This is a genomic window from Salinivibrio sp. VYel1 (genome assembly GCF_009377945.1).
Classification (GTDB): domain Bacteria; phylum Pseudomonadota; class Gammaproteobacteria; order Enterobacterales; family Vibrionaceae; genus Salinivibrio; species Salinivibrio siamensis.
Window position 1 is genome coordinate 147,154 of sequence record NZ_RSAM01000007.1, and the last position, 22,925, is coordinate 170,078.

The following is a 22,925-nucleotide window of genomic DNA, read 5'->3' on the forward strand; positions in this document are numbered from 1 at the left end:
ATACACCGAACGAAGGCGTGAGATCCGTAAAGATGAGTGTCATTTTTTATTGGGCTGGAATAATTTGCACCCAGAGCGCAGTACGAAAGCGCAGGGCAATAGGCAGAATGGTTTCTAAATTCGCCAGCGTTTGCTGGATATTACGGGTGGAAAATACCCCCGTCACGGTTAGATCATTCAGTTGTGCATCTAAGCGCAACCAGCCTGAGAAATACCGTGAGAGCTCTTCAACCAGCGCCGAAAGCGGCATGCGTTCAGCCACAAGTTTTTGCTCCAACCAACTCACCGCGTGAGTTTCTAAAGGTGCAAGATGCTGCACCTTATTGGCTGTGCATTGCACCGAATGCCCGGCGGGAATGTGACGCAGTTGACCCTGATACGGCTGAATACGCGCGTTGGTCGATAACAATTGTATGGCACTGAAGCGCGCAAACTGGCGCACAGCAAGCTGGCCTTGCTCCTCAACCCACACCTGACCATGGGCGGTGAGAACCGATAAAGGCGATGCCGCCTCGAGCATCACTTCACCGCGCTCAAGGAAAATCTGTTTTTTCCCGCCTTGATAATCGACCCACACCCGCGAATCTGTGTTTAGCGCGATACGACTCTGATCCGGCAAGGTGAACTGCTTAAGTTCCCCGACTCGGCTTGCCAAGGCAACGCCCTGTTCGTAACGCTGCGCATTGGAGCGCCATGCCAATAAGCACCCTGCGCCAATACCAATGCCACCGAGCACCAAAAACCGCCGGCGCGACAAGCCACTTTGTCGCAATAAGACCGAATGATGTCCCGAGACATCCTGAAGCTGGGATTGCACACCTTCCAGCGCTTGCCATGCCTTTTCATGATGAGGGTGAGCACGTCGCCACTGTGATAGCGCTTGTTTATCCTGCTCAGACACATCGTCCGCCCACATACGGGCCATCCATTGTGCCGCTTGCTCAACCACATGAGGTGATAAAGACGACATCATGAATCACTCTTGCGCGGCGAGTACACAGGCAGCCAGTGCCTTGGCAACATATTTCTCTACCGAGGAAACCGAGACAGAAAGCGCCTTTGCGATGTCTTTATAGCTCATTCCCTCGAGCTGGCGCATCAGCAAAGCCTGCCGCACCTTGACCGGTAAATGCCCTAATAACGCATCAACCGCCACCAAGGCTTCCATGGTTTGTTGGTGTTGCTCGGGCGAGCTGGCCATGAGTTCTGGCTGCGCTTGCAGATAGTCTAAGTAAGCTTGCTCAACGCGACGACGGCGATACCAATCGATGATCAAGCCTTTGGCGATATGGGTAAGGTAAGCACGCGCACTGTCTGTATCAGGCAAACGGCCAGAGTTAAGCAAACGCAAATAGGTGTCTTGAACTAAATCTGCCGACGTTGACGGGCAACCCATTCGTCGCTGAATAAAGCCCGAAAGCCAGCGCTGATGTGACACATACAGCGAGGTAACACCCTGATGTAACGCCTGCTGACTCCCTATCATTGAATGTGCTCCCTACATCTAATCGACCACTAAATACAAACGCTAACAATTATCATTAATAATTGCGTATATGCAAGCATGTTCTAGATAGAGCCATGCTTTATCGACTCAGCGCACAGTTTGTGTCACACCGGCAATCGCGCACGCGTGTATCGAGTCAGTAACTTCACGCTCTAGCGTTCAAATCCCCGCCGGTTCGTGCTACCCTGCGCGCCTCCCACGGGGAACAACTATCTATTCGTCGATCGACGCCTGTACGTATACGCTATACTGCGGATGGGCGTCAGCCAGTGAAAGTGATCAATCCATGAGCCAAGGTACGCTTTACATTGTTTCCGCCCCAAGTGGCGCGGGCAAATCTAGTCTGATTTCAGCGCTGCTGAATGATAACCCTCGCTATGACATGAAAGTGTCTGTGTCTCACACGACGCGCGCTATGCGTCCTGGTGAAGAAAACGGTGTGCATTATCATTTTGTCTCCGAGGAAGAATTTCAGTCACTGATTGCACAGGAAGCGTTCTTAGAGCACGCACAAGTGTTTGGCAATTATTACGGCACCTCGCGCGTATGGATTGAAAAAATGCTTAATAATGGTGTCGATATTTTTCTCGATATCGATTGGCAAGGCGCTGAGCAAATTCGTCAGCAAATGCCGAACAGCAAGAGTATTTTCATTTTGCCACCAAGCCGTGAAGAGTTAGAAAGACGCCTCACGACACGTGGCCAAGACAGTGAGGAAGTGATTGCGCAACGCATGCAGGAAGCACGCTCCGAGATCTCTCACTATGCTGATTATGATTACCTGATTATTAATGATGACTTTGATGTCGCATTGATGGATATTAAGGCCATCATCCGTGCCGAGCGGATGGCACAAGCCAAACAAGCCAGCAAGTATCATGCAATGATCGACGAACTGTTGGCTGACTAACCACCACATTGAGACGTGGCCATTGCCCCAGCCAACGCTGGCAATAGGTCGCGGCCTTTTGTATACTTTTCGGTCATTTTGAATGACCTATTGATGACATAGCTGGAGTACTTCATGGCACGCGTAACTGTTCAAGACGCCGTTGAAAAAATTGGTAACCGCTTCGATCTCGTTCTGGTTGCGGCTCGCCGCGCCCGTCAAATGCAAACGGGTGGCAAAGATGCCCTCGTCGCAGAAGAAAACGACAAGTACACAGTGATCTCTTTGCGTGAAGTTGAAGAAGGACTGATCAACAAAGAAGTCCTCGACGCGCGTGAGCGTCAGGAAAAGCAAGAGCAAGAAGCCGCTGAAATGGCCGCGGTAAGCACCATTTCGGGTCAACGTTAAACGCTGCATTTATCAGGGACAGGCCGTTTGTATCTATTTGATAGCCTGAAAGAAGTTGCTAGCCAGTATTTGCCGGAGTCACAGCTTGAAGCGCTTCGGCAAGCCTACCTAGTAGCCAGGGATGCCCACGACGGGCAAACTCGCTCAACCGGCGAACCTTATATCATTCACCCCATCGCGGTGGCACGGATCTTGGCGGAAATGCGCTTGGACTGTGAAACCCTGATGGCGGCATTGCTGCATGATGTCATTGAGGACACTGAGGTGACCAAAGACGATCTGCAGCAACGCTTTGGTGATGTGGTGGCTGACTTGGTCGACGGCGTCTCTAAGCTTGATAAGCTTAAATTTCGCGACCGTAAAGAAGCCCAAGCCGAGAACTTTCGCAAAATGGTCATGGCGATGGCCCATGACATTCGCGTGATCCTGATAAAACTGAGTGACCGCACCCACAATATGCGTACCTTGGGCGCCCTCCGCCCAGACAAAAAACGCCGTATTGCCCGTGAAACGCTAGAAATCTTCGCCCCTCTCGCCCACCGCTTGGGTATCCATAATATAAAAGTGGAGCTTGAAGAGCTCGGCTTTGAGGCCTTGTACCCTAATCGCTACCGCGTCCTTAAAAAGGTGATCGCGCAAGCGCGGGGGAACCGCAAAGAGATGATCCAAAAAATCCATGCGGAAATTGAAGGTCGTTTGGAAGATGCCGGGATTAACGCCCGTGTGCTGGGCCGAGAGAAAAACCTCTACTCCATCTATAACAAGATGAAGAATAAAGAGCAGCGTTTCCATACCATCATGGATTTATACGCGTTTCGAGTGATTGTGGGTGATCTTGATACCTGCTATCGCGTGCTAGGGCAAATGCATAACTTGTATAAGCCACGCCCAGGCCGGCTCAAAGACTATATCGCGGTGCCTAAAGCCAACGGGTATCAATCACTGCACACCTCGATGATTGGCCCACATGGTGTCCCGGTGGAAGTACAAATTCGTACCGAAGACATGGATCAAATGGCCGACAAAGGGGTCGCGGCACACTGGGCGTATAAAAGCGGTGCCGACAGGCCCTCTGGCACCACCGCACAGAAACGGGCGCAGCGCTGGATGCAAAACATTATTGAGCTCCAACAAAGCGCCGGTAGCTCGTTTGAATTTATTGAGAGCGTCAAGTCGGATCTCTTCCCCGATGAGCTGTACGTCTTTACCCCCAAAGGGCGGATTGTCGAGCTCCCTGTCGATGCCACCGCGGTCGACTTTGCCTATGCCGTCCATACCGATGTGGGCAATACCTGTGTCGGGGCGCGGGTTAACCGTCAACCTTACCCGCTAAGTCAGCCGCTCAAAAATGGTCAAACAGTAGAGATTATCACCGCACCCGGCGCGCGCCCCAACGCGGCTTGGCTTAACTATGTGGTGACTGCACGGGCCCGGACGAAAATTCGTCAAGTGCTGAAAACCATGCGCCGTGAAGAGTCGGTGACCTTAGGGCGTCGTCTGCTCAATCATGCGCTTGGAGAGCAAAACCTGCCGGATATCAACCCTGAACGGGTTGAGGCAGTACTGAGTGACTTAAAGCTGAAAACCAGCGACGACTTACTCGCGTCGATTGGCCTTGGCGAACTCATGAGCGTGGTGATCGCACGTCGCTTGCTAGATCAAGACCCGGCGGCCCCCACCGAGGGCAAAATGCCTATCCGTGGTGCCGATGGTATCTTGGTCACCTATGCCAATTGCTGTCGTCCAATCCCAGGTGACCCGATCATTGCCCATGTCAGCCCAGGTAAAGGCTTGGTTATCCACCGTGAGACCTGTGCCAACATCCGTGGTCACCGCCAAGAGCCGGACAAATATATGCCCGTCGAGTGGGCGGATGATTTTGAACAAGAGTTCAGCACACGGGTGCGTGTGGATATGCAAAACCATCAAGGGGCGCTGGCAGATTTAACCAATACCATTGCATCAACCGGCTCCAATATCCAAGGGCTAACCACCGAAGAGCGCGATGGCCGCTTGTACACTATCTTTGTTCGCCTAACGACCAAAGACAGAGTGCACCTAGCCAATATCATGCGCCGCCTGCGGGTGATGCCTAACGTGGTGAAGGTTAGCCGCCAGAAAAACTGATCGCCTCAATACACTATTGCCCGTCGCCCGTCCTTTTTGGCGGGCGCATTTGTTTTTCGTCTGCCATTTACGGAATTGAATCATGACCCCTGAACGCTTTGAACGCATTCATCAGGTCTTGGCCCAACGCCAGCCTGATCTCACTGTCTGCATGGAGCAAGTTCATAAACCCAATAATATTTCCGCTATCATTCGCACTGCCGACGCTGTGGGGATTCATCGCATGCATGCCGTGTGGCCAGAAGGCACCAAGATGCGCACCCTCGGGGGCACATCGGCCGGTTCACGCAACTGGATAGATGTGGTGACTCACAACACCACGGAAGAAGCGTTTGATACCATGCAAGCCCAAGGGATGCAGGTGTTAGTCACCAACTTATCGGATACCGCGGTCGATTTTCGCGAGATTGACTACACCCGTCCGACTGCCATCGTGCTGGGGCAAGAAAAACAAGGCATCAGTCGCGAAGCACTGGATAAAGCAGACCAAGACATCCTCATTCCTATGGTGGGTATGGTACAGTCACTTAATGTGTCAGTCGCCAGTGCCTTGATTTTGTACGAAGCACAGCGCCAGCGCCAAGCGGCTGGCATGTATCAACAGGATAAAACCCGCTTACCCGAACACGAGGTCCACCACATTTTGTTCGAGCGCGGCCATCCGGTACTTGCCCGGGTGGCAAAACAAAAAGGTTTGCCTTATCCGCCTTTAGATGAACATGGTCAAATCGTGGCGGACGAGGCGTGGTGGGCACAGATGCAAGCGGCTAAACACGCACGGTAGTCATGTACAATAGCCAGCGCTAACCAAATAGAGAAACGGATGCGATCTTCCATGCTGAGTGCCGTTACTGTCGATACCTTAAGCGGTGTTGGCAACAAGATGGCAGAAAAACTGGCAAAAGTTGGCCTGCATACAGTGCAGGACGTGTTGTTTCACCTGCCTTATCGCTATGAAGATCGCACCCGTGTCTGGCCGGTCGCTAGCCTCTTACCTGGCCAACATGCGACTATCGAAGGTGAGATCACCCACAACGATACCGTATTTGGTCGCCGCCGGATGCTCACCGTCCGGGTGCAAGATGGCAGCGGCGCGTTAACACTACGGTTTTTCAATTTTAATGCCGCGATGAAAAACAGTTTAGCGGTCGGCAAGCAAGTGAAAGCCTACGGCGAACTCAAACGCGGAAAGCACGGGCTGGAGATCATTCACCCCGAGTATCAGGTGTTTTCTGAGCCCACCGAATTGGTGATGGAAGAAACCCTGACCCCCGTGTATCCCACCACGGAGGGGCTGCGCCAAGCGACCCTGCGCAGCCTGACCGATCAAGCGCTGGCGTTGCTGGATAAAAGTGGCGTCGACGAGCTGCTGCCCGAGGGCTTGTACGATCGACAACTCTCATTGCGCGAGGCGTTGCACCTATTACATCGCCCGCCGCCAGATACCGCGCTAGAGGATCTATTAACCGGTCAACATCCCGCCCAGCGGCGCTTAATCATTGAAGAGCTCCTTGCCCAGCACCTGTCGATGCTGTCTGTGCGCCACCAGGCACAGCAAGTGAAAGGGTTTGCACTCGCGCCCAGTCAGTCACTGGGACAGCGTCTTTTAGATAACCTGCCTTTCACTCCCACCGGCGCACAAACCCGAGTGGTGAGCGAGATCAGTGCCGATTTGGCCAAACCATTTCCAATGATGCGCCTCGTGCAAGGGGATGTCGGCGCGGGTAAGACCTTGGTGGCCGTCCTCGCTGCCTTGCAAGCGATTGAGCAAGGCCATCAAGTGGCATTGATGGCACCGACCGAGCTCTTGGCCGAGCAACACGCCACCAACTTTTCCCAGTGGCTTGAGCCATTGGGGATTCAGGTTGGTTGGCTGGCTGGCAAGTTAAAAGGAAAAGCACGCGAAGACACCCTGGCACAAGTTGCCGATGGCAAAACACAAATGGTGGTCGGTACTCATGCGTTATTTCAAGCCAGTGTCCGGTTCCACCGCTTAGCACTGGTGATTATTGATGAGCAACACCGCTTTGGCGTTCATCAGCGTCTTGCGCTGCGTGAAAAAGGCGAGCAACAAGGTGCGCATCCACACCAGTTGATCATGACCGCGACCCCCATTCCTCGTACCTTGGCGATGACCGCCTATGCCGATTTAGAAACCTCAGTGATTGATGAGTTACCCCCAGGTCGTACCCCCATTCAAACCGTTGCCGTCCCCGACACCCGCCGTGACGATATCATCGCCCGCGTCAGTGCCGCCTGTGCCGCCGGTCGACAAGCGTATTGGGTATGCACCTTGATTGAAGAGTCCGACGCCTTAGAAGCGCAAGCCGCCGAAGACACGGCCACCGCACTCAAAGACGCCCTACCCAACCTGGAAATTGGTTTGGTTCACGGGCGAATGAAAGCGACGGACAAGCAAGCGGTGATGGACGCTTTTAAGCAAGGCGAACTGCAGTTATTGGTAGCGACCACTGTGATTGAAGTGGGGGTCGATGTGCCCAATGCCAGTTTAATGATCATTGAAAACCCAGAACGGCTGGGGCTCGCACAGTTGCACCAGTTACGTGGCCGTGTCGGCCGAGGCGCAGTCGCCAGTCATTGTGTGCTGCTGTATCATGCACCCTTATCTAAAACCGCGAGTCAGCGGCTGGGGGTACTGCGCGACAGTAATGATGGCTTTGTTATCGCCCAGCGCGATCTCGAAATCCGCGGGCCGGGTGAACTATTGGGGACTCGGCAAACGGGCTTGGCCGAATTTAAAATCGCCGACTTGGTGAGAGACCAAGCGCTGATCCCTGAAGTACAAAAACTGGCGACCCATATCCATCAACATTACCCACAACATGCGGATGCGATTATTCGCCGCTGGCTGGGGCATAAAACCCATTACTCCAACGCCTGATCACCGCTATAACGCTCCCAATGGGTCATGATCAGCGCCATGGCTTCTGACTTACTGTAGCCTGCTTCGCTGGTCGCATGAATAAATTGCGCCAGCGTTGCTTCAACATATTGCAGACGTTGCTCTGGCTCAGCAGGACGCATGGCATCACTGACCTGCATACCCACGCCGGGCAAGCGCTCTAGCCACCCGTCTTCAACCAATTGCTGATAGCTGCGCGATACCGTCATTGGGTTCATCGCCAGTGTTTTGGCCAATTGCCGCACCGAGGGGAGGCGCGCCCCCGGATAAAGTGTACCACTGGCAATTTGCCGTTGAATTTGGTCAATAAGCTGCTGAAATTTAGGCGTCGGATCCTGACTGTCTAGCGATAAACGCATAGCCTTTTCCCAGTGTATTGAATCTCTATGACAGTATGGCCTAACGCCCGCATTCCGCGACTTCCGCCGCTAAAAACGTGGTCACACGCACACGAGGGGTTATTTTTTATTGCCCACGGGAAACGTCATTTGAATTCTCAGCCCACCTTCGGTTCGTGAAGAAAGACGAATATCACCATGGAGCTGTTCCACAATGCGTTTGACGATAGCCAGCCCTAAGCCTGTCCCTTCACTACCGCGTGCGGTGTCGCCGCGTGTAAAGGGTTGAAATAGCGAGTTTTCTAAGTTGGCATCGATCCCTGGGCCATTGTCTTCCACTTCCACCCACTGATAGGTGTGATCGGCATTGCTGCCACAGCCGAGACGGACCCAACCGTGTCCATAACGCACCGCATTGACCACCAGGTTGGTCACCGCACGCTTTAAGGCCACCGAGTTGGCAAATAACTCTCCGTGCAACGCCCCTAAATCGAGTTCAATATCGACACCGACTTGCTGCTGATTACTCGCCACATCGCGGCAAATACTGGCTAAATCAACCGGATCAGGATCTTGTTGCTGCACCGCGCGCAAGTAGTCCATAAATTGGTTGATGATTTCATTACACTCTTCGGTATCTTCGGTAATGCTATCGGCCAAGTAGGCATCATCTGATGACATCATTTCAGTCGCAAGGCGAATGCGCGTCAGTGGCGTGCGCAAATCATGGCTCACCCCGGCCATCAGCAAAGCGCGGTCTTCTTCGAGTTTGCGTATGCCGGCCGACATCTTATTAAACGCCACCGTCACCGCCTGAATTTCCGACGCCCCTCGCGGGGGGACAGGATCGGGAAAACGGCCATCCGCCACATCTAACGCCGCCCGCTCAAGAGCCACAAGCGGACGGTTTTGCATCTTGATAAATAGCCACCCGCCCGCAATCACCAACAGGGCAATCACTAAGCTGTATTGAAATAAAGGCGCAAAGTCGTCTTGATGCAGTTCCGATAGCGGGATCCGCATTAGAAAATCGTCAATCTGGTCAAACTTCAGCCACAGCACATAACTGTCTTCACCGCTGACCAAGCGCACTTCGGTTTGGGTGCCCAACTCCTCGCTGATATGCTCGCTTAAATAATCAATTTCCATGGCGTCTTTAAACGCCGCCGCTTGGTCACTGTTGGGCGCATGCAAGGTGACACCAATCTGCTCCAATAGCTGCCGCCGCACAGGTTCACCAAGGTGAAGGACTTCACCATCCTTAAGATACCAGTCTTCCTCCAGCATCAGGCGTACTTCGAACGCCAAGATTTTGTTGAACTGCTGCAAGCTGGGCAGTAAGGCATAATTGACGATGGTCAGATAAGAAAAAACTTGGCTGGCAATTAATAAGCCAGCCAAGATAAACAAGGTACGCGCAAAGTTAGTCCGCGGTGACATCCGCATCGCTACACCTCTCCATCCGGAACGAACACGTAGCCGAGCCCCCATACGGTTTGAATGTAACGCGGTTTGCTCGGGTCTTCCTCTATCATGCGGCGCAACCGCGAAATTTGCACATCAATCGAGCGCTCCATAGCCGAATACTCACGGCCACGCGCCATGTTCATCAGCTTATCACGTGACAAAGGCTCTCGCGCATTGGTCACCAAGGCTTTAAGCACCGCGAACTCGCCAGATGTAAGCGTCATGGGCTCATCATTGCGAAACATTTCTCGCGTGCCCAAGTTGAGGCGAAACTCGCCAAAGGTCACCGTGGTTGAGTCTGCACTCGGCGCGCCTGGCGCTTCAATGGTCTGCCGGCGCAATACCGCCCGTACCCGCGCCAATAGTTCACGCGGGTTAAAAGGCTTGGGCAAGTAATCATCGGCACCCACCTCTAAGCCAACAATGCGGTCAATCTCATCGCCCTTGGCGGTCAGCATCAAAATCGGCAATTGGTTATTCGCTTGACGCAAACGGCGACACACAGACAGGCCATCTTCACCCGGCAACATCAAATCCAGTACCATCAGGTGAAAGGCTTCACGCGCGAGTAAGCGATCCATTTGCTCGGCATTGGCCACACTGCGTACCTGAAAACCTTGCTCGGTCAGGTAGCGTTCCAGTAGCGAGCGCAGACGCATATCATCATCCACCACTAGAATTTTATAGTTCTCTTGCATGCTAAGCCCTCAATGCTGATCGTTGCCCGGCCATGGATTGACCGTCACTTATATCATACTGAATTTTGCCACAATTGAATGTCAGACCGCGTGTTTGTCTGTCACCACATGCGGGGTAAATTGTTACCGAGTGTTGCCTCGACAAGCTTGTCCGCTTCTTGTAGTTTCCTGAACAAGGTTATATCGCGCGACGCCGAATGGCTAGCGAAAGGAGAGGTAACGTGAAAACCAAATTGGTGACCCGAGAGGGGTTTAACGCGCTCAAAGCCGAGCACGATTACCTGTGGCACGAACGACGCCCAGAAGTGACCAAAATTGTCAGCTGGGCCGCCAGTTTAGGTGATCGCTCAGAAAACGCTGACTACACCTACAATAAGCGGCTGTTACGTCAAATTGACCGTCGCGTCCGTTATCTGCGCAAGCGCCTCAATGACTTAACCATTGTTGATTATGCGCCAGAACAAGAAGGGCGGGTCTTTTTTGGCGCCTGGGTGGAAATAGAAAACGAGGCCGGCGACACCAAACAATTTCGAATCGTTGGCCCTGATGAGATTTATGAACGCAAAGATTACATTTCTATCGATGCCCCTATGGCGCGGGCGCTATTAAAAAAAGCCGTTGATGACGAAGTGGTGGTCTCAACCCCTGAAGGTGAAAAGCAGTGGTTTGTGAATACCATTACCTACCCAAAGCCCAATGACACCAACGCTCAGTAATCACGGAGGGAACCTTCGCCTCCATCGCGGTCAAAAATGCTATCCCTTGGCAGGGTATCCCCTGCCGTGCTTGTAGAGAAAAGGAAACACATGCACACATCCATTACACAAACCCTGGCGCACGAACTCAATGTCGCACCAGGTCAAGTTAAGACAGCGGTTGAGCTGCTTGACGATGGTAACACTGTCCCTTTTATCGCTCGCTATCGTAAAGAAGCGACTCAGGGCCTGGATGACTCGCAGTTGCGTACCCTAGAAACGCGATTGGTCTATCTGCGCGAATTGGATGCCCGGCGCGACACCATCCTCAAATCGATTGACGAACAAGGCAAACTCACCGAGAGCCTGCGCCGCGATATTCTCGCCGCGGAGAGTAAAAACCGCCTAGAAGATCTCTATCTGCCTTACAAACCCAAGCGCCGAACCAAAGGACAGATCGCGATTGAAGCCGGCCTCGCCCCCTTGGCCGACACCTTATGGCAAGATGCCTCGCACGACCCTGACACGCTTGCCGAGCAATACATCAATGCTGAAAAGGGCGTCGCCGATACCAAAGCGGCACTCGAGGGAGCCCGCGCCATCATGATGGAACGCCTCGCTGAGGATGCGAGCTTACTTGAGGCGCTGCGCCAATACCTTAAGCAATATGCGGTGCTACGCGCCACTGTGATTGCGGGTCAGGAAGAGAAAGGGGCAAAGTTCAAAGACTACTTTGCCCACCAAGAGCCGATTGCCAAAGTGCCCTCTCACCGCGCGCTGGCGATGCTACGTGGTCGCAATGAAGGCGTACTGCAGCTGGCGCTGGTTGCCGACCCCGACCAAGCACCAGACAGCAAGCAAAGCGTATGCGAAACCATGATTGCTCAGCATTACCAGCTGTCTTTAGGCACCGCACCGGCTGACCGTTGGCGCAAGCAGGTGATTGCCTTTGCGTGGCGGGTAAAAATCTTGATGCACCTCGAGACAGAATTCATGGCCAATCTGAAAGAGCGCGCGGAAAATGATGCCATTGATGTGTTTGCGGCGAACTTAAAAGATGTATTGATGGCTGCACCGGCTGGCCCTCGCTGCACCATGGGGATAGACCCAGGCCTACGTACCGGCTGTAAAGTGGCGGTGGTGGATGGCACGGGCAAACTGCTCGACACCGCCACGATTTATCCCACCGCGCCTAAACACGATATTGAAGGGGCAAGCAAAACCCTGAGCCGTTTTATTGATCGCCATGGCGTGAACTTGATTGCCGTCGGCAATGGTACCGCCTCGCGTGAAACGGAACACTTTGTCACCACCATGCTCAAGCAAGCCGACTTAAGCATTCAAACCGTGATGGTCAGTGAAGCCGGTGCCTCGGTTTATTCGGCGTCAGAGCTGGCAGCCAATGAGTTTCCCGATCTCGATGTCTCGCTACGTGGCGCGGTTTCCATTGCCCGTCGCTTGCAAGACCCCCTCGCCGAGCTGGTTAAAATTGATCCTAAATCGATTGGCGTCGGTCAGTATCAGCACGATGTCTCTCAAAGTCAGCTTGCCAAAAAGCTCGATGCCGTGGTGGAAGACTGTGTGAACGCCGTGGGGGTTGATTTAAATATCGCGTCCGCACCACTGCTCACCCGGGTGGCAGGCCTTAGCCAAACCATGGCACAAAACATTGTTGCCTTTCGCGACGAGAATGGCCGATTTGGCGATCGTAAAACCCTGCTGAAAGTGCCGCGCCTTGGCCCGAAAGCCTATGAGCAATGCGCTGGCTTTTTACGGGTGATGGATGGCGCTAACCCGCTGGATCGCTCAGGTGTCCACCCAGAAACCTACCCTTTAGTTAAACAAATCGCCCAAACGACTGGCAAAGCCATCGATGCCTTGGTGGGCAATGCGGGTGTGCTACAAAGCTTAAACGCAAGCGATTATGCCACCGAGACCTTTGGACAGATCACGGTCACCGACGTACTGAACGAGCTGGCCAAGCCGGGCCGCGATCCGCGTCCTGAGTTTAAAACCGCCACCTTTGCCGAGGGCGTGAATCAGATCAGTGACTTAAAACCAGGTATGCAACTCGAAGGCGTGGTCACTAACGTCACGCACTTTGGCGCATTCGTCGATATCGGCGTCCACCAAGATGGCCTCGTGCACATCTCCGCCCTATCAAACCGCTTTATTAGCGATCCCCGCGACGTGGTGAAAGCCGGTGATGTGGTGAAAGTGAAAGTCATGGAGGTGGATGCGCCGCGCAAACGCATTGGGTTATCGATGCGCCTTGACGATACCCCAGCCGCCAGCGAAACCACAGTTGCCGCCCCAAAGCAACGTGATAAAGGCCCGAAAAAACGGCAGGACAAACCCGCCGCAATGGGCAGCATGGCGGATGCCTTTGCCCGCGCCAAGCGCTCTTAGCCAAGCAAAAAGCCCCGCGATAATACGCGGGGCTTTGACGTCAATCGGCTCAACGGAAAGCGCTTAAATCACGATCAGCACTTCTGAGGGCATATTCGCCACGGTCGCTTGCTGATAGCGCATGGCGACGACTGCACGCGTTTGCTCGAACCTTTTCAGCTCTTCCACTTTTTCAAGCACTTCTTCCGGCATTTTCAACCCCAGCGGGTAGCCGTTGTCTTTACGTGCTTGCTCTCCAGGCTCGGTACGTGCCATGGCGTCGACACGACCGGCAATATTCGCCCCATCGTAATCAGCGTCAGACAAAGACTCGCGACTGTAGTCGAGCGAATAGTTAGGGTGCTGTGACGGATCCCAAGATGAGCGGCCGAGCTGCTTGCCTTGATCGGTGGCCGCTTTGCCGTGTTCTGGCTCTGGGGCTTGCTTGGTGGGGACGATTTTTTCGCGCATGCGATTGTCCCGCGCAACTTGCTCGGTTGGCGGGTTCACCGATGGCGCGACAGTTGGGATACTGACGCTTGCTGGCGATATATTCATCTGATGCTACCTCCCAACATCAGCTGAAGGCCTAATTGTCAGTGCGGCCTCATCTCCTTATAGTTTAGACGACAACCGCGAGTATGGTGCCTATTGTGCCCAACGCAGACAAAAATTGTCCCGCACTATAGGCCGTATCATCGTTTTCTTTCACTTTTTCCGGGTGGTCCATGCCCAACGCACCATAGGTAAAGGATTCAACCGATGATTTCTCTTCTGGCTTTTTAACACCTTCAGCGTTTTTCGCTGCTTTCACATCTTTGCTTTCTTTTGCTGCCTCAGCAGCAGAAAGCTTTTCAACAGGCTTCGCTTCTTTCGTATCTTTGGCCGCGTTGTCCGCATTTTGTTGCGGCTGTGTCGGCGCTTTTGGCTTCATCGTTTGTTGATGATACGCCTGAGACTGCCCAACGTTACCTACGTTCATTATGGTCTCTCCTAATGTCAGAGCAAGTGACATAGTTAACTTATCGGCAGAACCATGACAGGATTTAGTCAATTCTACCAAAAAACGATCCGCGCACACTATTTGGGCGGCAAGTTTTTGCCTAAAAAGGCAAGTAGCTTGTCCACCACTTCGTCAGGCTCCGTCACAAAGGGGGCATGAGCACTGTGTGCTAATACCTCGCATTGTGAGTGAGGCGCCAACGCAGACACCGCTTCCGCCACCGACGCAGGCACCAAACCGTCTAGCCGCCCGTATAACCGCAACCAAGGCACAGTGATCGCCTCACACTGTTGGCGAAGATCCGTGGTTGCCAGCATCGACAATCCATCTGCCAAAGCACGAGGGTCGGGCGCCGGCCGCGAAAACACCGCTTGTTTGAGCGCTTTCACATCTTTTCTCGCCGTGGGTGATCCCATGGCTTGCAGCGCCATGAAGCGCTCCACCGTTTGCGAAAAATCACGCTCAAGTTGGTCGGCAAAGTCGGTCAATACTGCCGGCTTGATTCCGCGCCATCCTGGCTCTGCAACAAACTTGGGTGAACTGGCCACGGTGACTAAACCACTCATACGCTGTGGCGATAAGTATGCCGCCTGTGTGGCGACTAACCCGCCCAGCGACCAACCGATCCAAGTTGCATGCGCTGGTGATTCTTTAAGCAACAGTTGTGCCAGTTTCTCTATATTAAGATCCGGTTGGTGGGCGCTGTGGCCGAAACCTGGTAGGTCAACACAGTGAACACGGTAATGCGCGGTCAGGTAAGGCAGTAACAGCGACCAAACAGCACTGTTCATCCCCCAGCCGTGAATGAGAACCAGATCGGGGCCTTGACCATAAGATTGCCAATCACATAACGCCATGCTTTACACTGCCTTGGTTGCTTTTCAATCAAGGTGCCTATGATACCAGCAATCAACCCACGGCGCTTGACGCGTTGGCTGACCCATTGGAGAGGCAAGATCTTGCCCTTGCAATGCCCTGTTTGCCACTTATCACTGGCGACCACGTCGGTGGGGGCCACACAGGCTTTGTGTTGCGACGCATGCTGGGACGCCCACTATCAATATCATCTTTGCCAGTGTTGCGGTTTGCCGGTGACCGACTCCCAAGCGCGATGCGGTGCCTGCCTGAGCCACCCACCGGCGTGGGATCACCTGTTTGCCATCAGCGCTTACCATGATCCCTTGCCGCAACTTGTCCATGCATTCAAATACCAGCAGGCCTTCGAGTTAGCCTTGCCCTTTGCACGCCAGTTAAGCGAGCGCATCCTTCACCCCGCTCCCGTGCTGCTTCCTGTCCCTCTCCATTGGCGGCGTCGCTGGCAACGCGGCTTTAATCAAAGCGTGCATTTAGCTTGGGCGCTGGCCGACCACCTTGATACTCAAGTTGTCGATAACGTTTTAGTCCGACATCGCCATACTGCGCCACAACAAGGTTTAAGCCGACAGGCGCGGCTCTCTAATCTGAAACATGCGTTTGCGATCAGGGGCGAGCTGCCAAGTTCTCATGTGGCGATTGTTGATGATGTGGTCACGACTGGACAAACGGTGTCACAACTGTGCCGGTTATTACGCCGTGCGGGAGCAGAAACGATCGATATTTACTGTTTGGCACGTACCGATCTACCCTAACGGAAAGCGTGCTATCCATGCTCATAAAGTAGCCACATGCTTCAAGGGGTGATAGCCAACGCAAACCGGAGTACACTGTATAAAACACACTGGATTAGTCAGGTATTTGTCGTGTCAGAAGTCAATATTTCAGAAAATGCACAAAGCCACTTTGTGAAGCTGCTTGAGCAGCAGCCCGAGGGCACCAATATTCGCGTGTTTGTGGTTAACCCAGGCACGCCAAACGCCGAGTGCGGTGTTTCTTATTGCCCACCCGAAGCGATAGAAAGCAGCGATACCGAACTTAAGTTCAACGGCTTTTCTGCCTTTATCGATGAGATGAGCCTGCCATTTTTAGACGAAGCGGAAATCGACTTTGTCACCGATAAAATGGGTTCACAGCTGACGCTGAAAGCACCGAATGCGAAAATGCGTAAAGTCGCCTCCGATGCCCCCTTGATGGAGCGGGTTGATTACGTGATTCAAAGCCAAGTTAACCCACAGCTTGCCAGCCATGGCGGCCATGTGAACTTGATAGAAATCACCGATGATGCGGTTGCGATTTTGCAATTCGGTGGCGGCTGTAATGGCTGCTCGATGGTGGACGTTACCCTAAAAGAAGGGATCGAAAAGCAGTTGCTGGCTGAGTTTAGCGGCGAGTTAAACGGCGTGCGTGATGTAACTGAGCATGCCCGTGGCGATCATTCTTACTACTAATAAACGCCGTCTCCTATCGCAAAAACAGGCCAAATGGCCTGTTTTTTTGTTCATTAGCCTCAGTGCGTGACATGAAAAAAGCTATCTCGTCGCCAATGGTAAACAAAGCACACCGCAAGACTGAGCCCTCTTAGCGCCATAAAAGTAAGCATCGCTAACCACAGTGCATGATTGCCCCACCCTTGCGCTAACCACCATGCCGCAAAAAAACCTGCGGTGGCGACAAACATCCCATTGCGCATGTCTTTACCCCGCGTGGCACCAATAAAAATACCATCCAGCAAAAAGCACCACATCGATACCAAAGGCATGGCCACCAGCCAAGTTAAATAACGTGCCGCTTGGTCACGCACCGCCTCGATATCGGAAATCAGCGCAATAATGTGATGGCCTGCCACGCCAAAGGCCAGCGTGATCGCCAAGCAAATCACCAACGACCAAAAAGTGCTGCCTATGAGTGACACTAACAACTCAGACTTACTCTGCGCGCCAATCGCTCTACCGACCATTGCCTCCATCGCATAGGCAAAACCGTCCATTGCAAAGGAAATCAGCATCAGAAAGCTCATCAACACCGCATTGGCGGCCACAATCTCGTCACCAAGCGTAGCCCCTTGGAAGGTCATGAAGGTAAACGCCAACTGCAAGCTAAGGCTACGTAAAAAGATGTCTCGATTAAGCTTTAGCAAGCGGCTCATCCCAGTCAGCCCGCGCTCAAATACCGACCGAACGGTTGGTAACTGACGCGACTGCCAGATACCTTTGACAAAATAGAGCCCCAGCATGAGGCCGAGATAATCGGCAACCACACTCGCCGCTGCGGCCCCTTCAACTTTCATATCGAGGCCCACCACAAACAGCAAATCAAGAACAATATTGGCGCTGTTAACCACAATCAGTAGCCACATCGGCTGGCGCGCATTTTGGGCACCCAGTAGCCAGCCCATGATCACCAAGTTCATCAAGGTCGCCGGCGCACTAAAGATCCGAATGGAGAAATACTGGCTCGCATAGTGTTTCACCTCAGCGCTGGCTTCACTAAAGTGCATCACCCCCTCTAAAATAGGCACATGCAGTGCGATTAACAGTACAGCCAGCAAGCACGCTAAGGTCGCCCCACGCACAAAGGTCGCCGCCAGCTCACGGTTATCACTCGCGCCATAGGCTTGCGCGGTAAACCCGGTGGTCGCCATACGCAAAAAGCCCAACAGCCAAAAGGTGACATTTATCATGGTGCTGCCAACCGCCACACCACCTAAATACCATGCATGGTCTAAATGGCCGATCACCGCGGCATCCACTAACCCTAATAACGGAACGGTGATATTGGAGATCACCATAGGTAAAGCCAGCGATAAGACCCGCCAGTGAAGCTCACGCTGGGTTAAAGACTGCCACATACTTCCTCGATTTGAATTTTAAATGATCTGCACTGCGTTTGAGAGATAGTCTATTTTTGATAAAGAACACGATTGCATCGACAAGCGATAACATCCTTGGGTAGCCCTTATGGGTGCAGCAGTGTACCATTGCGACAATCTCATCGACGAGCGGCCATTGTATTGCGCCAGTGACACGACGTCAGTTGCACTGCGCCAGTTGCACTGCGCTAACTAGCGCTCATCACCTCTGTGAATAAGGAAAGGTTATGCGTGTATTTTTTGCCTGTGTGTTGGTGGTATTGCTAGCGGGTTGCTCGAAAGTGACCAAGCAAAACTACGATCAGCTCGAAGTGGGCATGAGTTATGACGTGGTTGTGAGCCACATTGGCGAGCCTAGCCAATGCGACGACACCATGGGCTTAACACACTGTGTATGGGACGGCGATGGTAAACATATCAAAGTCTCGTTTGTCGCCGACAAAGCCACCGTGTTGTCGGCGAAAGGGCTAAAGTAGCCTCTCAATAGCGCAACGCGTGGTCGGCAAGCAGCACCACAAAGGTCGCGAAGATATGCCATATCGAGAACTTAAAGGTCTGCCACGCGATGCCTTTTTGCGACTGGGTTTTCAGTCGCCAAGCGTAGCCGACAAAGACCAGATTTAAGGTGGTCGCCCCCACCAGATACAGCCAACCACTCATCCCGGTCAGCCAAGGTAAAATGCCCACGATGACCAGCAGTAGGGTGTAAAGCAAGACCATGGTTTGGGTAAACCCTACCCCGTGAGTGACAGGCAGCATCGGCACATCGGCTTTGGCATAGTCATGGCGGCGATGTATTGCTAACGCCCAAAAGTGAGGCGGCGTCCAAGTAAATATGATCATCACCAGCAGTAGCGCATGGGCGTGAAGCTCTCCGGTCACCGCGGTCCAGCCTAACAAAGGCGGCATCGCACCGGCCAAACCGCCAATCACGATATTTTGCGGGGTCGCAGGTTTAAGCCACTGGGTATACACCAAGGCATACCCGACCAGGCTGGCAAACGTTAACCAGGCGGTGAGCGGGTTCAGCCACCAGCAAGCAATAAAACCGCTCACCATCAGCACTACAGCAAAGGCCAACGCGGCACCTTGACTGACTCGCCCCTCAGCAACGGGACGATGGCGGGTGCGCTGCATTTTCGTATCAATTTTCCAATCGATAACGTGATTAAACACCGCCGCCGCACTGGCTTGCGCACCAATGCCAAATAATCCCACCAGCACCGCCGACCAAGGTGGCCAACCTGGGGTTGCCAAACACATGCCCACCAACGCGGTGAGAAGCAACATGGCAACCACACGCGGTTTGGTCAGCTCGTAATAATCACGCCAATTGGCGCCAGCAGGTGTCGAAACACTAGCGGTACGTTGAAACTGTGCCATCACGAGCTCCTTGAGATAGTGACGAGGAAAGAGATAAACGACGAGTGATCAGCAACGTAACCAACAGTGATAATCCCCCTAAGTTGTGCGCCACCGCCACACTCAGCGGCAGTAGCGCAACCACATTGGTCACCCCTAACGTAATTTGCATCGCCAGCACGCCACTCACTGCCATTGCCAGCGCTCGCGCCCCAGCACGCCACAGCATCCATGCCCAAGCGAGCACTAATACAGTGACCACCATGGCGCCCAGACGATGGGTGGCATGAATGGTCACCCGCTCGGCATGGTTAAGCACGCCAAACTGATAGGTGTCGCTAAGAGGACTGACGGGATGAAAGGCGGAAGGGGTGAAAAGCTGCCACCAAGGGCTTTCACAGATAGGTAGCTGAGTGCAGACGGTGGCGGCATAGTTGGCAGAGGTCCAGCCGCCGAGACCGATTTGTACAATCACCGCGACCAAAGCCAACGTGCCCACGCGGCGCGCGGATGACGACATCGAAAACACAGGCAATCGGAGCGCGCCTGTCGCCACCGCCAGCCAAACTAGCAAGCATACCGTGGTGAAACCACCGAGTAAGTGCGCCATCACCACCACCGGCATCAAACTTAAAGTCACGGTCCACATCCCTAAGGCGGCTTGCGCGATGACGACCACACTGAGCAAGGTGGTCAGTGGTCGTAAAGCCTGATAGTCAGGACGTCGCCAGCTGATCCACGCCAACGCAAAAATCGCCAGCCCTAAGGTGCCCGCCACGTAGCGATGCAGCATTTCATTCCATGCTTTATTGATATCAAGCGGCGCATCTGGGAAACGCGACATGGCGACCGACTGCGCGCTTTCACTGGCCGGCACGGCCAAATGGCCATAGCATCCGGGCCAATCTGGGCAGCCAAGCCCCGCTTCAGTCAGGCGGGTAAACGCGCCGAGGCCGACCACCAGCACAGCCAGTATCAGTGTCGATAAGACGGCGAGTTGGTAGCGACGCGTTGCCATAATCAGCCTACCTTTGACAATTTAAGGAGCCGTTTGAGGTCGCGTAACAAGCCTTTTCCTTGCGCGACCCACTTCGTTTTATCATCACTGACCGGATAGGCCAGCACCACATTATTCATCGGATCGCTAAGATAGATGGTATTTTTATCAAACGCTTGCTGCTGCCATGCCCGCGCTTGCTCTGTGGTCAGGGTTTGCCATGTCAGTACCTCCGGCGCTTTCGGGGCGGAGCTCGTCAGTGCCACGCTACTGACCCGATCGCGCTCTTTGCCGACCGCAATCGGAATTTGTGTTAACTGAAACAGCGCTTGCTCACATACCGAATCACATTGCTCTGGCACCCGATAAATCAACCGCCACTGGCCTTGCTCAGGTAACCAATTCAAGGTCGCCGGCTCAGTGAGAAACTCTCCGTAATTGGTGACCCCTTTTTCATACCAGCTTTGCTCCAACACCAATTTCGCCACCACCACGGGCAGGACAAAGATGCCAATCAAAGCCACGAGCGTCATGCGTCCTTTCACACCGCTTCCCTCTGTTTAGTTTTGTACCACCAGATGCCCGCGCCAATACTGACCGCGAGCGCCATTAACGCCCACTGCAAGGCATAGCCATAATGTTTTACTGGCGGCATCACCACCGGCTGCCACACCGGTGTCACCCCCGCTTGCGCCAAGGCATCTGTGCTCGGCGTGGTCACATCCACCAGTTTTTCTGCCCGTATCAACCACTGCGCCTCCAGCGCGGGCATTTGGGCATTAAGTGCTTGTAAGTCAATGCGCTGCACCCGAGCGGGCCAGGCGTGTGATGCCGTTTCTTCCTTGAGTACCACCCGTTTGGACGGTGTATCAATAAAGCCAGACAGCTGATAGCGCGATGCCAACGCGGGCACCGCCGGCAAGCGGCGCAGCGCAGGCGCGGCCATCCAGCCTAATTCGACCAGCCACCATTGCGATGACTGCTGGCTCGGTACAAAGGGAAGAAAAAGGCGATAGCCTATGCGACCTTGGTGGGTCTGATTATCGAGCCACACGGCAAACTCGGGGCGAAACTGGCCATCGATCGCCAGGTATTGCCCTTTTTGCACCGCGCTTGCGAGTGAACCTGGTGCTTGATTGGCCTCAAACTGTGCCAGATGTTGGGCTTTTTGCTCGCCACGCGTCCATTGCCAATGGCTTAACTTGACGAGCAGCAAGACCACAACCACAGTCAATATCAGAAACCCCATTCGCCGTCCTTGTTTCATGATTACCTATTGCGCTAAGGAGCGCTTATGTTGGTCAAAGCTATTCTGATTTGCTTACTGGTTTTTATTCTGTTTAACCTCTTTCGTGCCTTGCCGGTACTCCTAAAAGGCGATAGCGCTGTGCCTTTGTCACGTTATCTCGGTCGGCGTGTGCTGTTTTCCGTGGTTGTCTTCGTGTTATTGCTGATTGCGCTATCCATGGGCTGGATTGCCCCCAACCCGCGCCCTTACTGAGCTACAAGATATACACAAAGACAAACAGGCATAGCCAGACCACATCGACAAAGTGCCAATACCAGGCACTGGCTTGAAAGCCAAAGTGATGTTCAGGGCTAAAATGCCCACGCATCACACGCAGCCACACCACCAACAGCATAAAGGTACCCAAGGTCACGTGTAGGCCATGAAAGCCGGTTAATAAATAGAAGGTGTTGCCATACACCCCGGAGTCGAGCCGCAGATTCATTTCTTGATAGGCGTGCACATACTCTTCGCCTTGAAAGAACATAAACAGCGCCCCAAGCAGCACTGTCACCAGTAAAAAGCCTTTCAATCGCTCACGTTGATTTTTTTCAATCGCGGTATGGGCAATATGGAGCGTGACCGATGAAGTGAGTAGGATAAGTGTGTTAAGTAAGGGCAGTCCCATTGCCGGCATCGCAGTGGTTTCAATCCCTCCAGGCGTGAGGGTCAACGGCCACTGGGCGACAAAATCTGGCCACAGCACCGCCGCGGTCATCGCGTTATTGCTCGCACCACCCAGCCAAGGGACGGCGATAAAGCGGGCATAAAAGAGCGCGCCGAAGAAGGCACCAAAAAACATTACCTCAGAGAAAATAAACCAGCTCATTCCTTGGCGAAAAGAACGGTCCATTTGCGCCGAGTAAAGCCCTTGCATAGATTCGTGGATCACGTCGCGAAACCAGCCGGTGAGCATAATCAAAATAAGCACAGTGCCTGCCAGCAACAACCAAGGGCCGTTGCCACCAAATAAACCGCCCACCGTGGCACCCGCGCCAGCGGCAATCAAAAACAGCGCCACCGCACCCACGATCGGCCAAATACTCGCGGCAGGGACATAATAACGTTCAGGCGTCGCCATGATCGCCTC

25 protein-coding genes are annotated in these 22,925 nt (G+C 53.5%); 11 read left to right on the forward strand and 14 right to left on the reverse strand.

Features of this window, described 5'->3' with window-relative positions; genetic code table 11:
* Window positions 1–46: 46 nt before the first annotated feature.
* Together EHW58_RS08680 and EHW58_RS08685 are read right to left on the reverse strand one after the other, a co-directional pair.
* The gene (locus tag EHW58_RS08680; protein ID WP_152795951.1) at window positions 47–973 is read right to left on the reverse strand and encodes a DUF4880 domain-containing protein; all 927 of its coding nucleotides are present in this window, start codon (window positions 971–973) and stop codon (window positions 47–49) included.
* Between the two features lie 3 nt (window positions 974–976).
* Window positions 977–1,486 (reverse strand): sigma-70 family RNA polymerase sigma factor, encoded by a 510-nt coding sequence (locus tag EHW58_RS08685; protein ID WP_069361956.1) that lies wholly within the window; start codon window positions 1,484–1,486, stop codon window positions 977–979.
* A 307-nt stretch (window positions 1,487–1,793) separates the two neighbouring features.
* On the opposite strand from EHW58_RS08685, the gene gmk reads away from it, so the two are divergent.
* The 5 genes from gmk to recG all read left to right on the forward strand — a co-directional run bounded on the left by gmk (window position 1,794) and on the right by recG (window position 7,833).
* Complete coding sequence (gene gmk / locus EHW58_RS08690) at window positions 1,794–2,417, forward strand: guanylate kinase (protein WP_152795953.1); 624 nt, start codon at window positions 1,794–1,796, stop codon at window positions 2,415–2,417.
* Window positions 2,418–2,531: 114 nt separating this feature from the next.
* The gene (gene rpoZ / locus EHW58_RS08695; RefSeq protein WP_046074663.1) at window positions 2,532–2,804 is read left to right on the forward strand and encodes a DNA-directed RNA polymerase subunit omega; all 273 of its coding nucleotides are present in this window, start codon (window positions 2,532–2,534) and stop codon (window positions 2,802–2,804) included.
* Window positions 2,805–2,831: 27 nt separating this feature from the next.
* Window positions 2,832–4,931, forward strand: coding sequence for a bifunctional GTP diphosphokinase/guanosine-3',5'-bis pyrophosphate 3'-pyrophosphohydrolase (gene spoT / locus EHW58_RS08700; protein WP_046074662.1), 2,100 nt, complete (start codon window positions 2,832–2,834; stop codon window positions 4,929–4,931).
* Window positions 4,932–5,013: 82 nt separating this feature from the next.
* Window positions 5,014–5,715: a tRNA (guanosine(18)-2'-O)-methyltransferase TrmH gene (trmH, locus tag EHW58_RS08705; protein WP_077666395.1), complete on the forward strand. Its 702-nt coding sequence runs from the start codon at window positions 5,014–5,016 to the stop codon at window positions 5,713–5,715.
* Between the two features lie 39 nt (window positions 5,716–5,754).
* Window positions 5,755–7,833, forward strand: coding sequence for an ATP-dependent DNA helicase RecG (gene recG / locus EHW58_RS08710; RefSeq protein WP_046074660.1), 2,079 nt, complete (start codon window positions 5,755–5,757; stop codon window positions 7,831–7,833).
* On the opposite strand, the gene EHW58_RS08715 is transcribed toward recG, so the two are convergent.
* The 3 genes from EHW58_RS08715 to ompR form a co-directional block, all read right to left on the reverse strand.
* A complete protein-coding gene (locus EHW58_RS08715) occupies window positions 7,818–8,213 on the reverse strand; it encodes a GntR family transcriptional regulator (RefSeq protein WP_046074659.1) in 396 nt (131 codons plus the stop codon). The two genes, recG and EHW58_RS08715, sit on opposite strands and share 16 nt — an antisense overlap.
* Before the next feature lie 99 nt (window positions 8,214–8,312).
* Window positions 8,313–9,638 carry a two-component system sensor histidine kinase EnvZ gene (gene envZ / locus EHW58_RS08720; RefSeq protein WP_152795955.1) on the reverse strand — a complete coding sequence of 442 codons (1,326 nt, stop codon included), beginning with the start codon at window positions 9,636–9,638 and terminating at the stop codon, window positions 8,313–8,315.
* 2 nt (window positions 9,639–9,640) lie between these two features.
* Complete coding sequence (ompR, locus tag EHW58_RS08725) at window positions 9,641–10,357, reverse strand: two-component system response regulator OmpR (RefSeq protein ID WP_046074657.1); 717 nt, start codon at window positions 10,355–10,357, stop codon at window positions 9,641–9,643.
* 221 nt (window positions 10,358–10,578) lie between these two features.
* Here ompR and greB point away from each other — a divergent pair, with 221 nt between their 5' ends.
* Both greB and EHW58_RS08735 read left to right on the forward strand, forming a co-directional pair.
* A complete protein-coding gene (greB, locus tag EHW58_RS08730) occupies window positions 10,579–11,073 on the forward strand; it encodes a transcription elongation factor GreB (RefSeq protein ID WP_370517843.1) in 495 nt (164 codons plus the stop codon).
* Between the two features lie 90 nt (window positions 11,074–11,163).
* Window positions 11,164–13,461: a Tex family protein gene (locus tag EHW58_RS08735; protein WP_152795960.1), complete on the forward strand. Its 2,298-nt coding sequence runs from the start codon at window positions 11,164–11,166 to the stop codon at window positions 13,459–13,461.
* A gap of 63 nt (window positions 13,462–13,524) precedes the next feature.
* Here the strand turns inward: EHW58_RS08735 and EHW58_RS08740 are convergent, their stop codons facing one another.
* The 3 genes from EHW58_RS08740 to bioH all read right to left on the reverse strand — a co-directional run bounded on the left by EHW58_RS08740 (window position 13,525) and on the right by bioH (window position 15,300).
* Window positions 13,525–13,998, reverse strand: coding sequence for a hypothetical protein (locus EHW58_RS08740; protein WP_046074654.1), 474 nt, complete (start codon window positions 13,996–13,998; stop codon window positions 13,525–13,527).
* Between the two features lie 64 nt (window positions 13,999–14,062).
* Window positions 14,063–14,422, reverse strand: coding sequence for a hypothetical protein (locus EHW58_RS08745; protein ID WP_046074653.1), 360 nt, complete (start codon window positions 14,420–14,422; stop codon window positions 14,063–14,065).
* Window positions 14,423–14,520: 98 nt separating this feature from the next.
* The gene (gene bioH / locus EHW58_RS08750; RefSeq protein WP_077667405.1) at window positions 14,521–15,300 is read right to left on the reverse strand and encodes a pimeloyl-ACP methyl ester esterase BioH; all 780 of its coding nucleotides are present in this window, start codon (window positions 15,298–15,300) and stop codon (window positions 14,521–14,523) included.
* A gap of 39 nt (window positions 15,301–15,339) precedes the next feature.
* On the opposite strand from bioH, the gene EHW58_RS08755 reads away from it, so the two are divergent.
* Both EHW58_RS08755 and nfuA read left to right on the forward strand, forming a co-directional pair.
* A complete protein-coding gene (locus tag EHW58_RS08755; protein WP_077666391.1) occupies window positions 15,340–16,071 on the forward strand; it encodes a ComF family protein in 732 nt (243 codons plus the stop codon).
* A 36-nt stretch (window positions 16,072–16,107) separates the two neighbouring features.
* On the forward strand, window positions 16,108–16,767 hold the full coding sequence (nfuA, locus tag EHW58_RS08760) for a Fe-S biogenesis protein NfuA (RefSeq protein ID WP_152795962.1): 660 nt from the start codon (window positions 16,108–16,110) through the stop codon (window positions 16,765–16,767).
* Between the two features lie 59 nt (window positions 16,768–16,826).
* Here the strand turns inward: nfuA and dinF are convergent, their stop codons facing one another.
* Window positions 16,827–18,167, reverse strand: coding sequence for an MATE family efflux transporter DinF (dinF, locus tag EHW58_RS08765; RefSeq protein WP_152795964.1), 1,341 nt, complete (start codon window positions 18,165–18,167; stop codon window positions 16,827–16,829).
* Between the two features lie 248 nt (window positions 18,168–18,415).
* Between dinF and EHW58_RS08770 the strand changes: the two genes are divergently transcribed.
* Window positions 18,416–18,664, forward strand: a complete 249-nt coding sequence (locus EHW58_RS08770; RefSeq protein ID WP_152795966.1) for a DUF3862 domain-containing protein — start codon at window positions 18,416–18,418, stop codon at window positions 18,662–18,664.
* Window positions 18,665–18,668: 4 nt separating this feature from the next.
* Here EHW58_RS08770 and cyoE read toward each other — a convergent pair whose 3' ends face one another.
* The 4 genes from cyoE to EHW58_RS08790 are packed head-to-tail and all read right to left on the reverse strand — an operon-like array spanning window position 18,669 to window position 21,796.
* Complete coding sequence (cyoE, locus tag EHW58_RS08775) at window positions 18,669–19,571, reverse strand: heme o synthase (RefSeq protein WP_046074647.1); 903 nt, start codon at window positions 19,569–19,571, stop codon at window positions 18,669–18,671.
* Window positions 19,546–20,568, reverse strand: coding sequence for a heme A synthase (locus tag EHW58_RS08780; RefSeq protein ID WP_152795968.1), 1,023 nt, complete (start codon window positions 20,566–20,568; stop codon window positions 19,546–19,548). The genes cyoE and EHW58_RS08780 overlap by 26 nt, the downstream gene beginning before the upstream one ends.
* 2 nt (window positions 20,569–20,570) lie before the next feature.
* Window positions 20,571–21,092, reverse strand: coding sequence for a hypothetical protein (locus EHW58_RS08785; protein WP_370517844.1), 522 nt, complete (start codon window positions 21,090–21,092; stop codon window positions 20,571–20,573).
* Window positions 21,089–21,796 (reverse strand): SURF1 family protein, encoded by a 708-nt coding sequence (locus EHW58_RS08790; protein ID WP_194163214.1) that lies wholly within the window; start codon window positions 21,794–21,796, stop codon window positions 21,089–21,091. Before EHW58_RS08790 ends, EHW58_RS08785 begins: the two co-directional genes overlap by 4 nt.
* A gap of 45 nt (window positions 21,797–21,841) precedes the next feature.
* On the opposite strand from EHW58_RS08790, the gene EHW58_RS08795 reads away from it, so the two are divergent.
* Window positions 21,842–22,048, forward strand: coding sequence for a DUF2909 family protein (locus EHW58_RS08795; RefSeq protein ID WP_152795972.1), 207 nt, complete (start codon window positions 21,842–21,844; stop codon window positions 22,046–22,048).
* 1 nt (window position 22,049) lies between these two features.
* On the opposite strand, the gene EHW58_RS08800 is transcribed toward EHW58_RS08795, so the two are convergent.
* Window positions 22,050–22,916: a cytochrome c oxidase subunit 3 gene (locus tag EHW58_RS08800; RefSeq protein WP_152795974.1), complete on the reverse strand. Its 867-nt coding sequence runs from the start codon at window positions 22,914–22,916 to the stop codon at window positions 22,050–22,052.
* Window positions 22,917–22,925: the final 9 nt, after the last annotated feature.